14 protein-coding genes and 1 pseudogene are annotated in these 17660 nt (G+C 66.2%); 8 read left to right on the forward strand and 7 right to left on the reverse strand.

Translation table 11 applies throughout. From position 1 onward, the window contains the following. Positions 1-141 precede the first annotated feature (141 nt). From ABE459_RS15010 to ABE459_RS15025, 4 genes are read left to right on the forward strand one after another with little or no spacing between them, the layout of a single operon-like run. Positions 142-1680: an efflux transporter outer membrane subunit gene (locus ABE459_RS15010; RefSeq protein ID WP_323830711.1), complete on the forward strand. Its 1539-nt coding sequence runs from the start codon at positions 142-144 to the stop codon at positions 1678-1680. Continuing rightward, on the forward strand, positions 1677-3854 hold the full coding sequence (locus tag ABE459_RS15015) for an FUSC family protein (RefSeq protein ID WP_125462654.1): 2178 nt from the start codon (positions 1677-1679) through the stop codon (positions 3852-3854). Before ABE459_RS15010 ends, ABE459_RS15015 begins: the two co-directional genes overlap by 4 nt. Continuing rightward, positions 3844-4044 (forward strand): DUF1656 domain-containing protein, encoded by a 201-nt coding sequence (locus tag ABE459_RS15020; RefSeq protein WP_028689551.1) that lies wholly within the window; start codon positions 3844-3846, stop codon positions 4042-4044. Before ABE459_RS15015 ends, ABE459_RS15020 begins: the two co-directional genes overlap by 11 nt. A 10-nt stretch (positions 4045-4054) precedes the next feature. Next, on the forward strand, positions 4055-4915 hold the full coding sequence (locus ABE459_RS15025; protein WP_323830712.1) for an HlyD family secretion protein: 861 nt from the start codon (positions 4055-4057) through the stop codon (positions 4913-4915). Between the two features lie 146 nt (positions 4916-5061). Here the strand turns inward: ABE459_RS15025 and ABE459_RS15030 are convergent, their stop codons facing one another. Then, positions 5062-5517 (reverse strand): universal stress protein, encoded by a 456-nt coding sequence (locus ABE459_RS15030; RefSeq protein ID WP_323830713.1) that lies wholly within the window; start codon positions 5515-5517, stop codon positions 5062-5064. Between the two features lie 216 nt (positions 5518-5733). Here ABE459_RS15030 and ABE459_RS15035 point away from each other — a divergent pair, with 216 nt between their 5' ends. From ABE459_RS15035 to ABE459_RS15050, 4 genes and pseudogenes are all read left to right on the forward strand, one after another. Then, a complete protein-coding gene (locus tag ABE459_RS15035) occupies positions 5734-6669 on the forward strand; it encodes a LysR family transcriptional regulator (protein ID WP_346648053.1) in 936 nt (311 codons plus the stop codon). Positions 6670-6906: 237 nt separating this feature from the next. Beyond that, positions 6907-8448 (forward strand): MFS transporter, encoded by a 1542-nt coding sequence (locus tag ABE459_RS15040; protein ID WP_323830714.1) that lies wholly within the window; start codon positions 6907-6909, stop codon positions 8446-8448. 27 nt (positions 8449-8475) lie between these two features. After that, the gene (locus ABE459_RS15045) at positions 8476-9537 is read left to right on the forward strand and encodes an HlyD family secretion protein (protein WP_323830715.1); all 1062 of its coding nucleotides are present in this window, start codon (positions 8476-8478) and stop codon (positions 9535-9537) included. Positions 9538-9695: 158 nt separating this feature from the next. Continuing rightward, positions 9696-11090, forward strand: a pseudogene (locus ABE459_RS15050) (efflux transporter outer membrane subunit); the annotation flags it as partial. 145 nt (positions 11091-11235) lie between these two features. Here the strand turns inward: ABE459_RS15050 and ABE459_RS15055 are convergent. The 6 genes from ABE459_RS15055 to ABE459_RS15080 form a co-directional block, all read right to left on the reverse strand. Further along, positions 11236-12060, reverse strand: coding sequence for an SDR family oxidoreductase (locus tag ABE459_RS15055; protein ID WP_232882164.1), 825 nt, complete (start codon positions 12058-12060; stop codon positions 11236-11238). A 166-nt stretch (positions 12061-12226) separates the two neighbouring features. Continuing rightward, complete coding sequence (locus ABE459_RS15060) at positions 12227-12691, reverse strand: multidrug transporter (RefSeq protein ID WP_125462663.1); 465 nt, start codon at positions 12689-12691, stop codon at positions 12227-12229. Between the two features lie 175 nt (positions 12692-12866). Further along, positions 12867-14321, reverse strand: a complete 1455-nt coding sequence (locus ABE459_RS15065; protein ID WP_346648054.1) for a mannose-1-phosphate guanylyltransferase/mannose-6-phosphate isomerase — start codon at positions 14319-14321, stop codon at positions 12867-12869. A gap of 35 nt (positions 14322-14356) precedes the next feature. Continuing rightward, a complete protein-coding gene (locus ABE459_RS15070; RefSeq protein WP_125462665.1) occupies positions 14357-15004 on the reverse strand; it encodes an alginate O-acetyltransferase AlgF in 648 nt (215 codons plus the stop codon). Between the two features lie 20 nt (positions 15005-15024). Then, on the reverse strand, positions 15025-16185 hold the full coding sequence (locus tag ABE459_RS15075) for an alginate O-acetyltransferase (protein ID WP_125462666.1): 1161 nt from the start codon (positions 16183-16185) through the stop codon (positions 15025-15027). A 10-nt stretch (positions 16186-16195) separates the two neighbouring features. Then, positions 16196-17653 (reverse strand): MBOAT family protein, encoded by a 1458-nt coding sequence (locus tag ABE459_RS15080; protein ID WP_323830716.1) that lies wholly within the window; start codon positions 17651-17653, stop codon positions 16196-16198. Positions 17654-17660: the final 7 nt, after the last annotated feature.

Consider the following 17660-nt stretch of genomic DNA (forward strand, 5'->3'; position numbering starts at 1 on the left):
GTAACGTGAATGCACGTTCGACCAAAGCCGGATTATCGCTGTTTTGGTAACAAAGATTCGCAGGAATATGCGCTTATCGCCAATGAAAGCCACCCCTAGAATGGCCCAGCCCCTCCACCTCTTCCTCGGGAAATCGCAGCTGTGCCGCGTCGCCACATCGGAGCGCTCCGAGCGCTCAGTGCCTGTGCCCTTAGCTTGTCCTTGAGCGGCTGTATCGGAACCTGGGGCATTGCCCCGCAAAGCAAGACAATCCAAGCCAACCAACTGACCACCGACGCTGCCATTGGCGAGGCGGCGCGTGATGCCCATTGGCCGGCCCAGCAGTGGTGGCGCGCCTATGGCGACCCACAATTGAATGCCTGGGTAGCGCTGGCCCTGCAGGGCAGCCCGAGCATGGCCATGGCCGCCGCGCGGGTGCGTGAAGCCAAGGCCATGGCCGGCGTGGTCGAGTCGGCCGAGCGGTTCCAGGCCAACGGCCAGGCCTCGCTCAAGCGCCACAACTGGCCGGAGGATCAGTTCTACGGCCCCGGCGCGCTGTCCGGCGCCAACACCTGGGACAACAACGCCGCCATCGGTTTCAGCTACGCGCTGGACCTGTGGGGCCGCGAACGCAATGCCAGCGAGCAGGCCGTGGACCAGGCCCACATGAGCGTCGCCGAGGCGCGCCAGGCCCAGTTGGAGCTGGAAAACAACGTGGTGCGCAGTTACATCCAGCTCAGCCTGCAGTTTGCCCGGCGCGATATCGTCCAGGCCGAGCTGGCCCAGCAGGAGCAGATCGTCGCCCTGGCCAAGCGCCGCCTCGACGGTGGCATCGGCACCCATTTCGAGCTCAGCCAGGCCGAAGCGCCGCTGCCCGAGACCCACCGCCAGATCGACAGCCTCAACGAAGCAATCGCCCTGACCCGCAATCAGCTGGCGGCCCTGGCCGGCAAGGGCCCGGGGGAGGGCGGCAAACTGCAGCGGCCAAGCCTGACCCTCGGCGCGCCGCTCAAGCTGCCGTCGAACCTGCCCGCCGAACTGGTCGGCCAGCGCCCCGACGTGGTCGCCAGCCGCTGGCAGGTCGCCGCCCAGGCGCGCGGCATCGATGTGGCCCATGCCGGCTTCTTCCCCAATGTCGACCTGGTGGGCAGCCTCGGCTTCATGGCCACCGGCGGCGGCCCGCTGGAATTCCTCACCGGGCGCAAGTTCAACTACAACGTCGGGCCGGCGATCAGCTTGCCGATCTTCGACGGTGGCCGCCTGCGTTCGCAGCTGGGCGTGGCCTCGGCCGGCTATGACGTGGCCGTGGCGCGCTACAACCAGACGGTGATCGGCGCGCTGAAGAATATCTCCGACCAGCTGATCCGCCGAGAATCGATGCAGGAGCAGGCCCACTTCGCCGCCGAATCCGTGGCCGCCGCGCAGAAGACCTACGACATCGCCACCGTGGCCTTCCAGCGCGGCCTCACCGACTACCTCAACGTGCTCAACGCCCAGACCCTGCTGTTCCGCCAGCAACAGGTGCAACAGCAAGTGCAGGCCGCGCGCCTGATCGCCCATGCCGAACTGGTCACCGCCCTGGGCGGCGGCCTGGAAGCCGGCAAGGACGTGCCGGATGGACAGCGCCAGGCCGCACCGAAGACCCCGGCCGCCCTGACGGTGGTCGACAAACTCCTCGACCACGCGGACCACGCCCAATGAGCGCACTGAGCTTGCCCCTGCGCTGGCTGCAGAGCCTGGAATGGCGCCGGGGCTTCTTCGCCTGGGCGCGCACCGACGGCGTTACCTGGGTGTACATCTTCAAGGTCCTGGCCGCGGCCTTCATCACCCTGTGGCTGGCCATGCGCCTGGAGCTGCCGCAGCCGCGCACGGCGATGATCACCGTGTTCATCGTCATGCAGCCGCAAAGCGGCCATGTGTTCGCCAAGAGCTTCTACCGGGTGCTCGGCACCCTGGCTGGCTCGGCGATGATGGTTGCGCTGATCGCGATCTTCCCGCAGAACACCGAGCTGTTCCTGCCCAGCCTGGCCCTGTGGGTGGGCCTGTGCTCGGCCGGTGCCATGCGCTACCGCACCTTCCGCGCCTACGGTTTCGTGCTGGCCGGCTACACCGCGGCGATGATCGGCCTGCCGGTGCTGGAACACCCCGACCAGGCGTTCATGGCCGCGGTGTGGCGGGTGCTGGAAATCGCCTTGGGCATCCTGGTGTCGACCTTCGTCAGCGCCGCGATCCTGCCGCAGTCGGCCAGCGCCGCCATGCGCAACGCCCTGTACCAGCGCTTCGGCACCTTCGCCGGGGTGGTGGTGGAAGCGCTGCGCGGCGACAGCCAGCGCGACCGCTACGAGACCAGCAACGTGCGCTTCGTCGCCGAAGCGGTGGGGCTTGAGAGCCTACGCAACGTCACCGCCTTCGAAGACCCGCACATGCGCCGCCGCTCTGGCCGGCTGGTCCGCATGAACAGCGAGTTCATGGCTATCACCACCCGCTTCAACGCCCTGCACCGGCTGCTGGAGCGCCTGCGCGCCCGTGGCCCACTGCAGATCGTCGGCGCCATCGAGCCGGGCCTTGAGACACTGGCCGAGCTGTTGCAGCCCTATGTGGGGCGTGCGCTGACCGACGCCGATGCGCTGCGCCTGGCGCTCGAACTGGGCACCTATAAAGAAGGCCTGCAAGCCCAGGTCCGCGGGCTGCGGGCGGACTACCTGGAAACCGACCCCAGCGAGTCCGACCTGCTCGATTTCCACACGGCCTTCGAGCTGCTCTACCGCTTCGTCGACGAGATGTACAGCTACGCCGAGACCCACGCCTCGCTGGCCGTGCATAGCCACGAGCGCGAGCAATGGGACGAGCCTTACGTGGCCCAGACCAGCTGGCTGGTGTCGGCGGCCGCTGGCGTGCGCGCCTCGGCGGTGCTGTTGCTGCTGGGCAGCTACTGGCTGCTCAGCGACTGGCCCAGCGGCGCCATGATGACCCTGATCGCCACCGTCACCGTGGGCCTGTCGGCGGCCTCGCCGAACCCCAAGCGCATGTCGTTCCAGATGGCCTGCGGCACGGCGATCGGCGCCTTCATCGGCTTCTTCGAAACCTTCTTCGTGTTCCCCTGGATCGACGGCTTCCCCTTGCTGTGCATGGTGCTGGCGCCGGTGTTCGTGCTCGGTGCGTTCCTTGCCTCACGCCCGGCCTACGCCGGCTATGGCCTGGGCTTGCTGGTGTTCTTCGCCATCGGCTCGGTACCCAACAACCTCACCGTCTACAACCCCTACACCTTCATCAACGACTACATCGGCATGGTCATCGGCATGTTCGTCTGCGCCGCGGCCGGGGCGATCATCCTGCCGCCCAACAGCCGCTGGCTGTGGAGCCGCCTGGAGCAGGAGCTGCGCGAGCAGGTGCTGTTCGCCATCAGCGGGCGCCTGCGCGGCCTGGGCTCGGCCTTCGAAAGCCGCACCCGCGACCTGCTGCACCAGGCCTATGGCCTGGCCGCCGGCAAGCCGCAGGTGCAAAGCCAACTGATGGGCTGGATGTTCACGGTGCTGGAGATCGGCCACGCCGTCATCGAACTGCGCAAGGAGCAGGCCCGCGCGCCGGTGCACCCGGCCTATGCCGAGTCGCAGCCCTGGCGCCAGGCCATCCGCGTCATGGGCCGGGCGCTGGCGCGGCTGTTCCTGCAACCCAGCGCCAGCAACCACGAACGCGCCCTGGTGGCAGTGGACCATGCCATCAGCCGGGTGCAGGCCACCGACGAGCCCTTCGCCCGGCACTTCGACACCTCGGTGCTGCGCCGGGCGCAGAGCTACCTGCACTTCATCCGAACCTCCCTGCTCGACCCACAGTCGCCGTTGGCTCCGGCGAAAGGATTGCACGATGCCCCGTGAGATCGCCTTCCATGGCGTGTACATGCCCACCATGACCTTGATGTTCCTGTTCGCCCTGGGCCTGGCCTGGGGGCTCGACCGGTTCATTGCAAGCGTTGATGGCTACCGCTTCTTCTGGCACCCGGCGCTGCTGCGCCTTTCCCTGTTCGTCTGCCTGTTCGGCGCCCTGGCGCTATCGCTCTACTGGTGAGAAACCCTCGATGAAAAAGTTCTTCAGCCTGATCGCCACCCTGCTGGTGCTGACCGCTGCCGTGGTGATCGGCCGCCAGTTGTGGCTGCACTACATGACCACGCCCTGGACCCGCGACGGCCGGGTGCGCGCCGACATCATCAACGTCGCCGCCGACGCGCCGGGCTATGTGGTGGATGTACCGGTCAAGGACAACCAGCGGGTGAAGAAGGGCGATGTGCTGATCCGCATCGACCCCGAGCACTACCAGCTGGCGGTGGACCAGGCCAAGGCGCTGGTCGCTTCGCGCAAGGCCACCTGGGAAATGCGCAAGGTCAACGCCAAGCGCCGTGCCGACATGGACAACCTGGTGATATCCAAGGAGAACCGCGACGACGCCAGCAACATCGCCAACTCGGCGCTGGCCGACTACCAGCAGGCCCAGGCCCAGCTGGCGGCGGCCGAGCTGAACCTCAAGCGTACGCAGATCGTCGCCACCGTCGACGGCTACGTGACCAACCTGAACATCCACAAGGGCGACTACGCCCGCACCGGCGAGGCGGTGATGGCGGTGGTGGATGAAAACTCGTTCTGGGTGTACGGCTTCTTCGAGGAGACCAAGTTGCCCCATGTAAAGGTGGGCGACGTGGCCGAGTTGCAGATGATGAGCGGCGAGCGCCTGCGCGGGCATGTGGAGAGCATCGCCCGGGGTATCTACGACCGCGACAACCCGCAGAGCCGCGAGTTGATCGCCGATGTGAACCCTACGTTCAACTGGGTAAGGCTGGCGCAGCGGGTGCCGGTGCGGATTCATATCGATGAAGTGCCGGACGGCTACCTGCTGGCGGCGGGGACGACTTGTACTGTGGTGGTCAAGCCGAGCGGGGAGTGATTCGAGGACGCTATCGCGGGGCAAGCCCGCTCCCACGAGATGGACTGTCCCCAGGAAAACTGGGCAGTTGAAGCTCAACAACGTGGGAGCGGGCTTGCCCCGCGATGGCGTCGGCGAAACCACTACAGATTCCGGCCATGCCAGATTCACGCCCCTGTCGCTGCACCTACCAGCACCGGCACCTGTACCCGGTCGATCACCTTGGCGCTGATCGACGGATCCAGCAGTCGCCCCAGCCGCGACAGATGCCGGTGCCCCATGATGATCAGCACGCACTCCAACTCCCGGGCCTTGGCGACGATGACGTCCTCCGGCTGGCCGGCGACCATGCAGCCCAGGCTGTCGAAGCCGGCTTCGCGCAGGGTCTTCACGGCGTTGCTCACGGCATGTTCAGCCAACTGCTGCTCGTCGCAGGCGGCGGGGTATTCCTCCAGCTCTTGCTCGGTGTAGGCCGTGCGCTGCTCGTGCACGGCGAAGGTCGCGTCGATGGCCAGCAGCACGTGCAGGGTGTGTTCGCCCGAGCGGCAGTAGCGGCGGGCAAGGTCGAGCAGGGCGTGGCTGGCGGGGGACGCGTCGATGGCGATCAGGACTGATTGGGGCATGGGAGTTCCTTGTTGGCAGTGGCGGCCCAATCGCGGGGCAAGCCCGCTCCCACAGGTCTCCCTCGTGGGAGCGGGCTTGCCCCGCGATTGGGCCGTTACAGGCTGACGCATCGATCGGCCGGGATAAATGGCCCCCCACGCACGGTGCCATTGCGCCAGACGCAATCCACCAACCTGATACCATCTCGTTTCCCACAGCTGTCACGGAAAACGGCCATGCAACTCCCGGACATGAACCTGCTCGTCGCCCTCGACGCCCTGCTCGACGAAGGCAGTGTGGTCGGTGCCGCCCAGCGCATGAACCTGAGCCCGGCGGCCATGAGCCGCACGCTCGGGCGTATCCGCGAGGCCATGGGCGATCCGATCCTGGTGCGCGCCGGCCGCGGGCTGGTGCCGACGCCCCGGGCGCTGGCCCTGCGCGACCAGGTTCGGGCGCTGGTGGAGCAGGCCGGGTTGGTGTTTCGCAGTGGCGACGAGGTCGACCTGGCGAACCTCGACCGGGCCTTCAACATCCGCACCAACGACCTGTTCATTGCCCTGTACGGCGCGCGCCTGCTGCACATGATGCTCGAACAGGCACCCAACACCGTGCTGCGTTTCGTACCTGAGCACCAGGGCGACGACGACCTGGTGCTGCGCCACGGGCAGATCGACCTGGTGGTCAGTTCGAGCATCGACATGGGGCCGGAGATCAAGGTGCAGAGCCTGTTCGACACCTGGTTCGTCGGGCTGGCGCGGGGTGACCACCCGATCTTCGACGCCGAGATCACCCCGGAGCGCTTTGCCCGCTACCCGCAGATCAGCGTATCGCGACGCGGGCGGGCCAACGGCCCGATCGATGTGGAGCTGGGCGCCCATGGCGTGCAGCGCAGGGTAGCGCTGATCACGCCGAGCTTTCATTCGGCGATGTTCTCGTTGCCGGAGTCGGACCTGCTCCTGCCGATGCCGGCGAACATCCTCGGCAGCGTGGCCAAGTTCGGCCTGCCGTTGCGTTCGTTCGATATCCCGGTGCCGCTGGAAAAGGTGCGGGTGATGCAGGCCTGGCATCCGCGATTCGACAACGACCCGGCGCATCGCTGGTTGCGCCGGACCATGCGGGCCTGCTGCGCGGGCGAGCCCATGCCAGCCTCAAGCCTTGCGCATCCCCTGTAGGAGCGGCCTTGTGTCGCGAAAGGGGCGCGCAGCGGCCCCCGGATTTCGGCGATCACGCTAAGATCGCCGGGGCTGCTTTGCAGCCCATCGCGACACAAGGCCGCTCCTACAGGGGATGCGCGATTTCCATGGATTGCGTCTGACGCAACATAAACCTGCCAACAAGTCAGTTTTCGTCAGCATTCGACCTTCTTAGACTTCCCCCAGCCCTGAATTTGTTGCTGGAGATGTCATTCCATGAGTTCCCTGACCGCGCCCTCTGCCGCGCTGGCCGCCGCCCCCGCGCCGGCCGCCCCTGTGCAGACGGCGTTCGGCCTGCGGGTGGTAGTGGGGCTGTTCGGCGTGTTGTTGGCGGTGCTGTGCGCCGGGCTCAACGAGTCGGTGACCAAGATTTCCCTGAGCGACATCCGTGGCGCCATGGGCATCGGTGCCGACGAAGGCGCCTGGTTGCTGGCGGTGTACAGCGCCGCCTCGGTGTCGGCCATGGCCTTTGCGCCGTGGCTGGCCACCACCTTTTCGCTGCGCCGCTTCACCATGTCCGCCGTCGGCCTGTTCGCCGTGCTTGGCCTGATCCAACCCTTCGCCCCCAACCTGCACAGCCTGATGTTGCTGCGCATTCTGCAGGGCTTCGCCTCCGGTGCCCTGCCACCGATGCTGATGAGCGTGGCGCTGCGCTTCCTGCCACCGGGCATCAAGGTCTACGGCCTGGCCTGCTACGCCCTGACCGCCACCTTCGGGCCCAACCTGGGCACACCCTTGGCGGGCCTGTGGACCGAATACGTCGGCTGGCAGTGGGCGTTCTGGCAGATCATCCTGCCCTCCTTGCTGGCCATCGCCTGCGTGGGCTGGGGCCTGCCCCAGGACCCGCTGCGCCTGGAGCGCTTCAAGCAGTTCGACTGGCGCGGCGTGCTGCTCGGCCTGCCGGCGATCAGCAGCATCGTCCTTGGCCTGTCGCTGGGCGATCGCTGGGGCTGGTTCGATTCGCCGCTGATCTGCTGGCTGCTCGGCGGCGGCCTGCTGTTGCTGGTGCTGTTCATGTACAACGAATGGTCCGAGCCGCTGCCGTTCTTCCAGCTGCGCATGCTGTCGCGGCGCAACCTGAGCTTTGCTCTGGTGACACTGGCCGGGGTGCTGATCGTGCTCTCTGGCGTGGGCAGCATTCCGTCTGCGTACCTGGCGCAAATCCAGGGCTATCGCCCGGCGCAGACCAGCCCGCTGATGATGCTGGTGGCCATGCCGCAACTCATTGCCCTGCCGTTGACGGCGGCGCTGTGCAACATCCGCGCGGTGGACTGCCGCTGGGTGCTGGCGCTCGGGTTGGCCATGCTGGCGGCGTCGTGCGTGGGCAGCAGCCTGCTCACCTCGCAGTGGATCCGCGGCGACTTCTACCCCTTCTACCTGCTGCAGGTGTTCGGCCAGCCGATGGCGGTGCTGCCGCTGCTGATGCTCTCGACCAACGGCATGACCCCACAGGAAGGCCCGTTCGCCTCCAGCTGGTTCAACACGGTCAAGGGCCTGTCGGCGGTGATCGCCGGTGGCCTGCTCGATGCCCTGGGCACCGTGCGCCGGCATTTCCATTCCAACCACCTGGTCGACCGCCTGGGCAATGCGCCACTGATCGACGACAACACCGCCGGCCTGGCCAAGCGCATTCATGACCAGGCTCTGGTGCTGACCTCGGCCGACCTTTACCTGGTGATGGCGGGCTTCGCCGTCGCCCTGATCTGCCTGATCCCCTTCGTGCCTACCCGCATCTATCCACCGCGTGCGGTGGCCTGAGCCTGTGGATGAATTCGAGACATTGAAATGACCAACAACCGCAAAACCCTGTTCATTGGCTCTGTACTGGCCGTGGCCGTGCTGGCCGCCATCGTCGGGCCCTGGATGCTCGGCAGCGATCATCGCCAGAGCACCAACGATGCCTACATCACCGCCGACTACACCGTGGTCGCGCCCAAGGTGGCGGGCTTCATCAAGGAGGTGCTGGTGGAAGACAACCAGCAGGTCACGGCCGGCCAGTTGCTGGCGACCATCGACCCACGCGATTACCAGGCGGCCCTCGATGCTGCCCAGGCCCAATTGCTGGTGGCCAAGGCCCAGAGCCTGGATGCCCGCGCCACCCTGGAACGTCAGGCTGCCGTGATTGCCCAGGCCGAGGCGGCGGTGAAAGCGGCCCAGGCCGAAGCCGCTTTCGCCGACCACGAAGTCACCCGCTACGGCCGCCTGGCCGAGCAGGGCGCTGGCACCGTGCAGAATGCTCAGCAGGCGCGCAGCCGGGTCGATCAGGCCCGGGCACGGCTGGCCAACGTACAAGCGGCGCTGGTGGCCACGCGCAAGCAGGTGGACATCCTCAGCGCCCAGGTGGCCAGCGCCGATGGCCAGCTTAAACGTGCCGAAGCGGGGCTGGAGAAAGCGCAGCTGGACCTGTCCTACACCCGCATCACCGCGCCGGTGGACGGCATGGTCGGCGAGCGCGCCTTGCGCGTGGGTGCCTACGTGAATCCGGGGGCGCGGCTGCTGTCGGTGGTACCGCTGGCGCGCGCCTATATCGTCGGCAATTTCCAGGAAACCCAGCTGACCCACGTGCAGCCGGGCCAGCCGGTGAGCATCAGCGTCGACACCTTCTCCGGTGAAAAGCTGCACGGTCATGTCGAAAGCATCGCCCCGGCCACTGGCGTTACCTTCGCCGCCGTCAAACCCGACAACGCCACCGGCAACTTCACCAAGGTGGTGCAGCGCATCCCGGTGAAGATCGTCTTCGATGACGGCCAGCCGCTGCTTGCTCGCCTGCGGGTGGGCATGTCGGTGGAGGCGACCATCGATACCCAGGGGGACCGGCTCGACGGCAAAGAGGTGACTGCGCGATGAGTGGCCAACTGATCGATGTGGTTGAAAGACTTGAGAGCGTCGGGGCTGCTGCGCAGCCCTTTCGCGACACAAGGCCGCTCCTACAGGCGAGCGCGATTCCCTGTAGGAGCGGCCTTGTGTCGCGAAAGGGGCGCGCAGCGGCCCCCGTCCTGTTGGCCATGTTGCTAGCCGGCTGTACCCTTGGGCCGGACTTCCAGCGCCCTGTCGGTGACGCGCCAAAAGACTGGGCCGCGCTGCAGGCCCAGGCGGCCCCAAGCCAACCGGTGGCTGAGCCGTTGGAGCTGCGCTGGTGGGACAGTTTCCATGATGCGCAGTTGAGTGCGCTGATCCAGAAGGTCGCCGAGCGCAACCTCGATCTGCAGATGGCCAGCGCGCGCCTGCTGCAAAGCCGCGCCCTGCGCAGCACCGTGGCCGCCGACGAAATGCCTTCGGTGGACGCGAACGCCGGCTACAGCCGTGCGCGCAACAGCGCCGAAGGTTTGAGCGATCCGTCGGGCAAGGCGGGCAAATCGGCCTTCAACCTCTGGCAGGGCGACCTGGTCGCCGGCTGGGAGCTGGACCTGTGGGGCCGTGTGCGGCGCCAGGTCGAGGCGGCCGATGCCAGTGTCGAAGTGGCTGAGAACGACCGCCGTGGGGTGCTGCTGGCCTTGCTGTCGGAAACCGCCGGCAACTACATCCAAATGCGCGCCGTGCAGCACACCCTCGAGGTGACCCAGGACAACCTCAAGGTTGCCCGTCACAGCCTGAAACTGTCCGAAGACCGCCAGGCCGAGGGTGTTGCCACGCGCCTTGATGTGGCCCAGGCCAGCGCCCAGGTCGCGTCGATCGAGTCGCGACTGCCCAGCCTGGAAGCCCGCCGCGACGACCTGATCAACGCCCTCAGCCTGCTCGCCGCCGAACCGCCGCGCAGCTTGCAGGCCGAGTTGCTGCGGGGCGGCGAACTGCCCGCGCCGCAGCAGAAGTTTGCCATCGGCTTGCCGTCCGAACTGGCCGAGCGCCGCCCGGACATCCGCCAGGCCGAAGCCCGCCTGCATGCGGCCACCGCCAGCATCGGCGTGGCCAAGGCTGACTTCTACCCGAGCATTCGCCTGTCGGGCAGTGTCGGTTTCCAGGCTATGCAGCTGTCCGATTTCGGCGGCTGGGACTCACGCCGTTTTGCCTTCGGGCCGCAACTGTCGCTGCCGATTTTCGAGGGTGGGCGGCTCAAGGGCACGCTGGAGCTGCGCGAAGCCCAGCAACAGGAAGCGGCGCTGAACTACCGCAAGGTGGTGCTGGGCGCCTGGCATGAGATCGATGACGTGCTGCGCCTGTACAACGCCAGCCAGTTGCGCCGCGACCACTTGGCCGAGGCCGTGCGGCAGAACCGCATCGCCCTGGAGACGGCGCAGCGTCAGTACGTGGAAGGGGCGGTGGACTTTCTCAATGTGCTGACCGTGCAGGGGGCGCTGCTGGCCAGCGAAGAGCAGTGGATCGACAGCTCGGCGGCGGTGTCGCAGGCGTTGGTGGGGTTGTACAAGGCCCTGGGTGGCGGCTGGCAGGCGTTCGACCAGGAACTGTGTTCGCCAGCGCGCCACACAACCTGTGGGAGCGGCTTTAGCCGCGAAGCAGGCGGCGCGGTGGATGGCTCCGGCTCTGCCGGTGTTCGCGGCTAAAGCCGCTCCCACAGTTCGATGAGGGGCGACTTGTCCCGCGATGACGTCAGAGCGGTCGCAACAATCCGAACCGCTTGCGCAGCACCCAATCCAGCAGCCTCTGCGGCAGCACCCGCGCCATCAACGGCAACGCCGTGCTGCCATTGCCGATACGCACCAGCGCCGGCACTGGCGACTTGCGCGTAGCGGCCAGTAACCGCTGGGCAAACACTGCCGCCGAAGTCGGCCGATCCTGCGAAGCCCGCGCCCGGGCCTGCACCTGCTCACGCAACGGCCACCACGGCGAATCGCTCGCCAGCACCTGTTCCGCCTGTTGCTGAGCATTGCTGGCGAACTGCGAGGCAATCGCCCCCGGCTGCACTTCCATCACCCGGATACCGAACGGCGCCAGCTCCAGCCGCAGCGCGTCGGTCAGCCCATGCACCGCCGCCTTCGAGGCGCAGTAGGCACCGGCGAATGGCGTGACCAGCACGCCCGAGACACTGCCGATGTTCACCACCAGCCCACGCGAACGGCGCAGCAGCGGGAACAGCGCGCGAGTCACGCCCACCAGGGCGAAGACGTTGGTTTCGAACTGTTGGCGCATGGCCTCGACACCGCCGTCGAGCAGTGGGCCCATGGCGCCGTAGCCGGCGTTGTTGATGAGGATGTCGAGGCCGCCGTGGCGGTCTTCCAGCTCGTCGGCCAGGCGGGTCAGTGCCTCGCTGTCATTCACATCCAGTTGCCGTGCGGCGAAGCCGGCGGCGAGCAGGGTGTCGACATCGTCGAGCTTGCGGGCGGTGGCCCAGACTTCGTGGCCGGCATCGCGGAAGGCGTCGGCCAGGGCGCGGCCGATGCCGCTGGAACAACCGGTGATGAGGACGGTGGGCATCTTTGAGGCCTTTCATGAAGGGAGGTTTGTGTTGGCTGTTCTGGCCTCTTCGCGGGTAAACCCGCTCCCACAGGTATCGCACAGGCCTTGAATACTGTGGGGTACCTGTGGGAGCGGGTTCATCGAAGCGTCGAACCGCCGCGAAGAGGCCGGTACAGGCAAAGAATCAATTGGCGAATGTACCCTGCAGATGCTCGGCACGAAACTCCAGGGTCTGCGGCCGATACCCCGAACGCAACGGTGGCACTGGCAGGCAGTCGCTCCACTCGGCGCCGGGCTGCAATTCGCCCGGGCCGCGATAGCGCGGTGCGGCATAGGTGTTCTCGGCCAGGTTCACGGTATCGCCCGGGGCATAGGCGCCCACGCGCCAGCGCAGCTCTGACAAGGGGACGTCGTTGCCGTTCTTCATGCGCACCTGCAGGGCGCGGTCGGCGGGGCATTGGTCGGGGGCGTAACTCAGGCGCAGATCGAGGCGCGCCAGTTGCGACGCTTCGCGGTTGTCTTGCCAGGCGACGCCCAGTGCCACCAGCCCCAGGCCGCACACGGCCGCCAGGGAAATCGGCAGGGCCTTGGCCGGGTAGCGCAGCAGCAGGACCAGCCAGGTGAGGACGAGCAGGGCGCCGATGATCATGGTGGAGCAGGCCTTGGTGGCGGGGGTTTGATCATCCTAGCGGGAAATGGGGAATGCCTCAAAAGCGGGAGGGCTTTGCCCTCCTTTCGCGGCACAAGCCCGCTCCAACTGAGGATTGCATTCCCCTGTAGGAGCGGCCTTGTGCCGCGATGGACCGCGAAGCGGTCCCAACGTTTTACTGCGCGATGGTCTTCACCGAAATCCCACGCTCTACCGGCGTGGAAGTACGCCCATACACATCCTCGAAGCGCTCGATATCATCCTCGCCCAGGTAGCTTCCGGACTGCACTTCGATGATCTCCAGCGGGATCTTGCCCGGGTTGCGCAGGCGGTGCACCGAGGCGATTGGAATGTACGTGGACTGGTTCTCGGTCAGCAGGAACACGTTCTCGTCACAGGTCACCTCGGCGGTGCCGGACACCACGATCCAGTGCTCGGCGCGGTGGTGGTGCATCTGCAGCGACAGCGCGGCGCCCGGCTTGACGGTGATGTGCTTGACCTGGAAGCGCCCGCCCATGTCCACCGAATCGTACGAGCCCCACGGGCGGTACACCTCGAGGTGGTTCTGGGTCTCGCTGCGGCCCTGGGCATCGAGGGTGTTGACCAGTTGCTTGACCCCCTGAACCTTGTCCTTGTGGGCGATCATCATGGCGTCCTTGGTCTCAACCACCACGATGTTCTCAAGGCCGATCACCGACACCAGCTTGCCGTTGCCGTGGATCATGCAGTTGTGGCTGTCCTGCACCACCACGTCGCCCTTGGTGACGTTGCCGTTTTCGTCTTTTTCGTGCACGTCCCACAGCGACGACCAGCAGCCCACGTCGCTCCAGCCGGCCGATAGCGGCACCACGCAGGCGCGCTGGGTCTTTTCCATCACGGCGTAGTCGATGGAGTTGTCCGGGCAGCAGGCAAAGGTGGCTTCGTCGATGCTCAGCACATCGGCCTCTTCGTCACTGCGCTCCAGGGCCAGCAGGCAGGTGTCGTAGATGTCCGGGTCGTGTTTCTTCAGCTCTTCGAGGAAACGGCTGGCGCGGAACAGGAACATGCCGCTGTTCCAGAAGTAGCCGCCGGCACGGACGAACTCGGCGGCGCGCTTTTCGTCGGGCTTTTCGACGAACTGCGCCACCCGGGCCACGCCTTCGGGCAGCAGCGCATCCTGGCTTGAGCGGATGTAGCCGTAGCCGGTCTCGGGCTTGGTCGCCGGCACGCCGAACAGCACCATCTCGCCGCGCTCGGCGGCCACGGTGGCCAGGGCCAGGGCGCGTTGCAGGGCCTTCTGGTCCTCGATCACGTGGTCGGCCGGCAGCACCAGCATCAGTTCGTCACGGCCTTCATTGACCAGCTTCATGGCGGTCATCGCCACCGCCGGTGCGGTGTTGCGGCCGAAGGGCTCCATGAGGATGGCCTGGGTTTGCAGCTTCAGCGCGCCCAACTGCTCCTGGACGATGAACTTGTGGTCCTTGTTGCAGACCACGATGGGCGTGTCCATGCCGTCGAACACCAGGCGCTGGATGGTCTGCTGGAACAGTGTGTGCTCGCCGGTCAGGGCCAGGAACTGCTTGGGGAACTGCTTGCGCGACAAAGGCCACAGACGCGAACCGCTACCACCAGAAAGAATTACCGGGATCATGTTGTTTCTCCAATAAGGTCGTTAAGAGGCAGGGATCAGTTAGTGGACACTGGGCGGGTGACCCAGACCGGCGACAGGCTGCTGCCGGAGCCGGTGACATACAGCACGGCTGCTTCGCCGCGCTCCAGGGCGACGGGTTTGACGTCGCCGACTTTCTTGTCGCCTGCATACAGCGCGAGGTTGACCTTCACCGGGTTGATCTCGCGCTCGCCACGGCCCTTGGCCGCCACCGGCTTGACCACTTCGGTCTTGCCGTCGGCGGTTTTCAGGGTCAGTTGCTGGTCGCTGAGGTTCTGCACGCGGACCAGGGCTTTCTGCTTGTTCTTGAACGGTGGCTCTTCGATCAGCTGCGGGTTGCCGCTGGCGTTGTTGACCAGGGTGTAGTACTTGTCGGCGGCCAGCTTGACCGGGACGTTCTTGCCGCCGACCTGGGCGGTGTAGTCACCGCCGGGCAGGAAGCTGAAGTCGCTGCTGGCCTGGGCGCCGACCTGCTTGATCTGGGTATTGCCCACGCTTGCCGCAGTAGGGGCGCTGGTGGCGTTGTACAGGCGCACGAAGGTCGAACCTTTCGGCGCACTCGGGCCGTACAGGGCGGCGTCGGCACCGGCGAAGGCCTGCATCGAGGCCAGGGTCAGGCCGGCAGCGAGGGTGAGGGCTTTGGCAATGGAAGTCTTGGTGGTCATGTGCGTGTTCCTCTCTATCTTCAGTGGTCCGTCCGGTTGGACGACAGGGCCAGGTTTTCTTCGGATTTGCGGGAGTTCTTCAGCTGCGCGATCCACTGCGGATCGAAGGCGCTGAGGTCGTTCTTCATTGGCAGATATCGTTCGGGGAATTCCCACACCACAACCTGTGGCGGGGCGTTCTTGAAGGCGTCGCTTTGCAGGTACTTGAGCATCGGCAGCAGTGGGCCGTGGCCGTCTTCGGCGTAGTTGGCGACGTCGCTGCGCAGGGCCTGCTGCAGGGCGCCGAGGAAGTTCCAGTGCGGGTTGGCGCTGTAGCTGGTGCCCACCAACGCCACCGGGATCTGGCTGTCGTCGAACAGCGCGTCGTCGCCGCTTTCGCCTTCGGCCTGCACCGGCTGGGTCTTGCGCTGCTGCAGGGTGTCCGGGGTGGGCAGCAGGTTGCTGAACAGCGGGTCCAGCGGCAGGAAGTTGGTCAAATCACCTTTGTACGGCGCGCTGGCGCCGGCCTCGGTGATGTACGCCTGGGGCTCGCCGCTGAGCAGGCCCTGGCGGTTGACGGCTTCGGCCAGGGATTGCGCGACCACCTCGGCGCCCAGCGGCGTCCAGTGGGTGTCGGTGCGCAGGAACACCTGGCCACGAGCCTTGGCTTGCTCCAGCGGGGCCAGCAGGTCGGGGGCGAACACATTGGCCTGGCGCACCTGGGCGTGGAACTGGTTGAACAGGTCGTCGTGCAGGCTGGCCGGGGTCTCCTTGCCGAGGTACTCGGCATACAGGCGGGCCTTGGCCGGGACGATCGCCAGCACCAGTTGCACGCCCTGGCGCTGCAAGGTGTCGCGGATGCCGCGCACCAGCGCCAGGTTGTCCTGCATCTGCTGTTGCGCGTCGACGGCGGGCTTGAACTCTTCGTCGCTGAACAGCCATTGGTCGCGGCCCAGCACCACGCCGGGGCGGCCTTCATTGAACAGCTTGAAGTCCAGCGCGGCCCACAGGTTGGTGCCCAGGCGCTTGATCGGGAACTGCTCGTCGTAGTGGGTTTCGGCGGCTTTGGCCAGCTTGCCGTCGAGCAGGGTCATCTGCCCGGTGCGGGTGAAGCTGTCCAGGCCACCGACCGACCAGGCGCCCAGCCCGACCAGCAGGCCCATGAACGACAGCGAGTAGGTGATGCGAAGTGTCCGGTTCATGTGTCGGGCCTCAGAACTGGAAGTACAGGAAGGGTGAGTAGCTCTGCGCCGAGAGCTTGAGCACCGAGGCGATGAACAGCAGCAGCACCAGGGCGCGGGTCATGATCCGCGTCCAGTCCAGGCCGACCGAGCCATCGGCGTTGATCTGCAGCGGGGTGGCCCTGGGGGCAGGCGCGGCATTGCGGTAGAAGTCGCGCAGGCCGAAGAACGCCAGGCTCAGGTAGGCCACGACCAGGGTCGCGACTTGCAGGCCGGTGAGGTTGGCGCGGTTGAGTTCCGACAACTGCCAGTCGCCGAAGCTGAACATGGCGCCGTACATGCGGCCGGCCACGTGCAGGTTCTCGGCGCGGAAGATCACCCAGCCGACCACCACCAGCAGGAAGGTGAAGGCCCATTTCACCGGGTTGAAGCGCTGTGGGTTGGTGTCCAGGCCCAGTGCGCGTTCGATGGCCAGCCACAGGCCGTGCCAGGCGCCCCAGATGATGTAGGTGAAGTTGGCGCCGTGCCACAGCCCGCCCAGCAGCATGGTCAGGAACAGGTTGCGGTAGGTGTTGAAGGTGCCTTTGCGGTTGCCGCCCAGGGTGATGTACAGGTAGTCGCGCAGCCAGGTGGACAGGCTGATGTGCCAGCGCCGCCAGAATTCGGTGATCGACTGGCTGATGTAGGGCTGCTTGAAGTTCTCCATGAAGCGGAAGCCCATCATCAGGCCCAGGCCGATTGCCATGTCGCTGTAGCCACTGAAGTCGAAGTACAGCTGCGCGGTGTAGGCCAGCGCACCGAGCCAGGCATCGCCGGTGGTGGGGTTCTGCAGGGCGAAGCAGTGGTCGGCGACCACCGCCAGGGTGTCGGCGATGAACACTTTCTTGATGAAGCCCTGCATGAAGCGGGTGCAGCCTTCGGAGAACTTGTCCAGGGTGTGGGTGCGGTTGTTGAACTGGTCGACCAGGTCCTTGAAGCGCAGCACCGGGCCGGCGATCAGGTGCGGGAAGATCGCCACGAACGCGGCGAAGTCGATCAGGTTGCGGGTGGCCGGGGTGTCGCCGCGGTACACGTCGATGATGTAGCTGATCGACTCGAAGATGTAGAACGAGATGCCGATCGGCAGCAGCACGTGGGTGAGGATGAACGGCTCCAGGCCCATCGAGGTCATGATCGCGTTGAGGCTGTCGACCCCGAAGTTGGCGTACTTGAAGTAGCCGAGGATGCACAGGTCGACGCCCACGCCCAGCAGCAGCCAGCGCTGGGCGGGCTTGGTGCGTACGCCAGCGGCGCCCACCTTGAGGCCGATCCAGTAGTTCCACAGGGTCACGCCAGCGAACAGGGCGAGGAAGTCCACCCGCCACCAGGCGTAGAAGATGTAGCTGGCAACCAGCAGCAGCAGGTTGCGATAGCGGTTCCCGCTCACGTAGTACAAGCCGAGGAAGACCGGCAGGAACAGGAACAGGAACACGTTGGACGAGAAGACCATCCCGGTT

It is taken from the genome of Pseudomonas sp. TWI923 (assembly GCF_039673365.1).
In the GTDB taxonomy this organism is placed as follows: Bacteria; Pseudomonadota; Gammaproteobacteria; order Pseudomonadales; family Pseudomonadaceae; genus Aquipseudomonas; species Aquipseudomonas sichuanensis.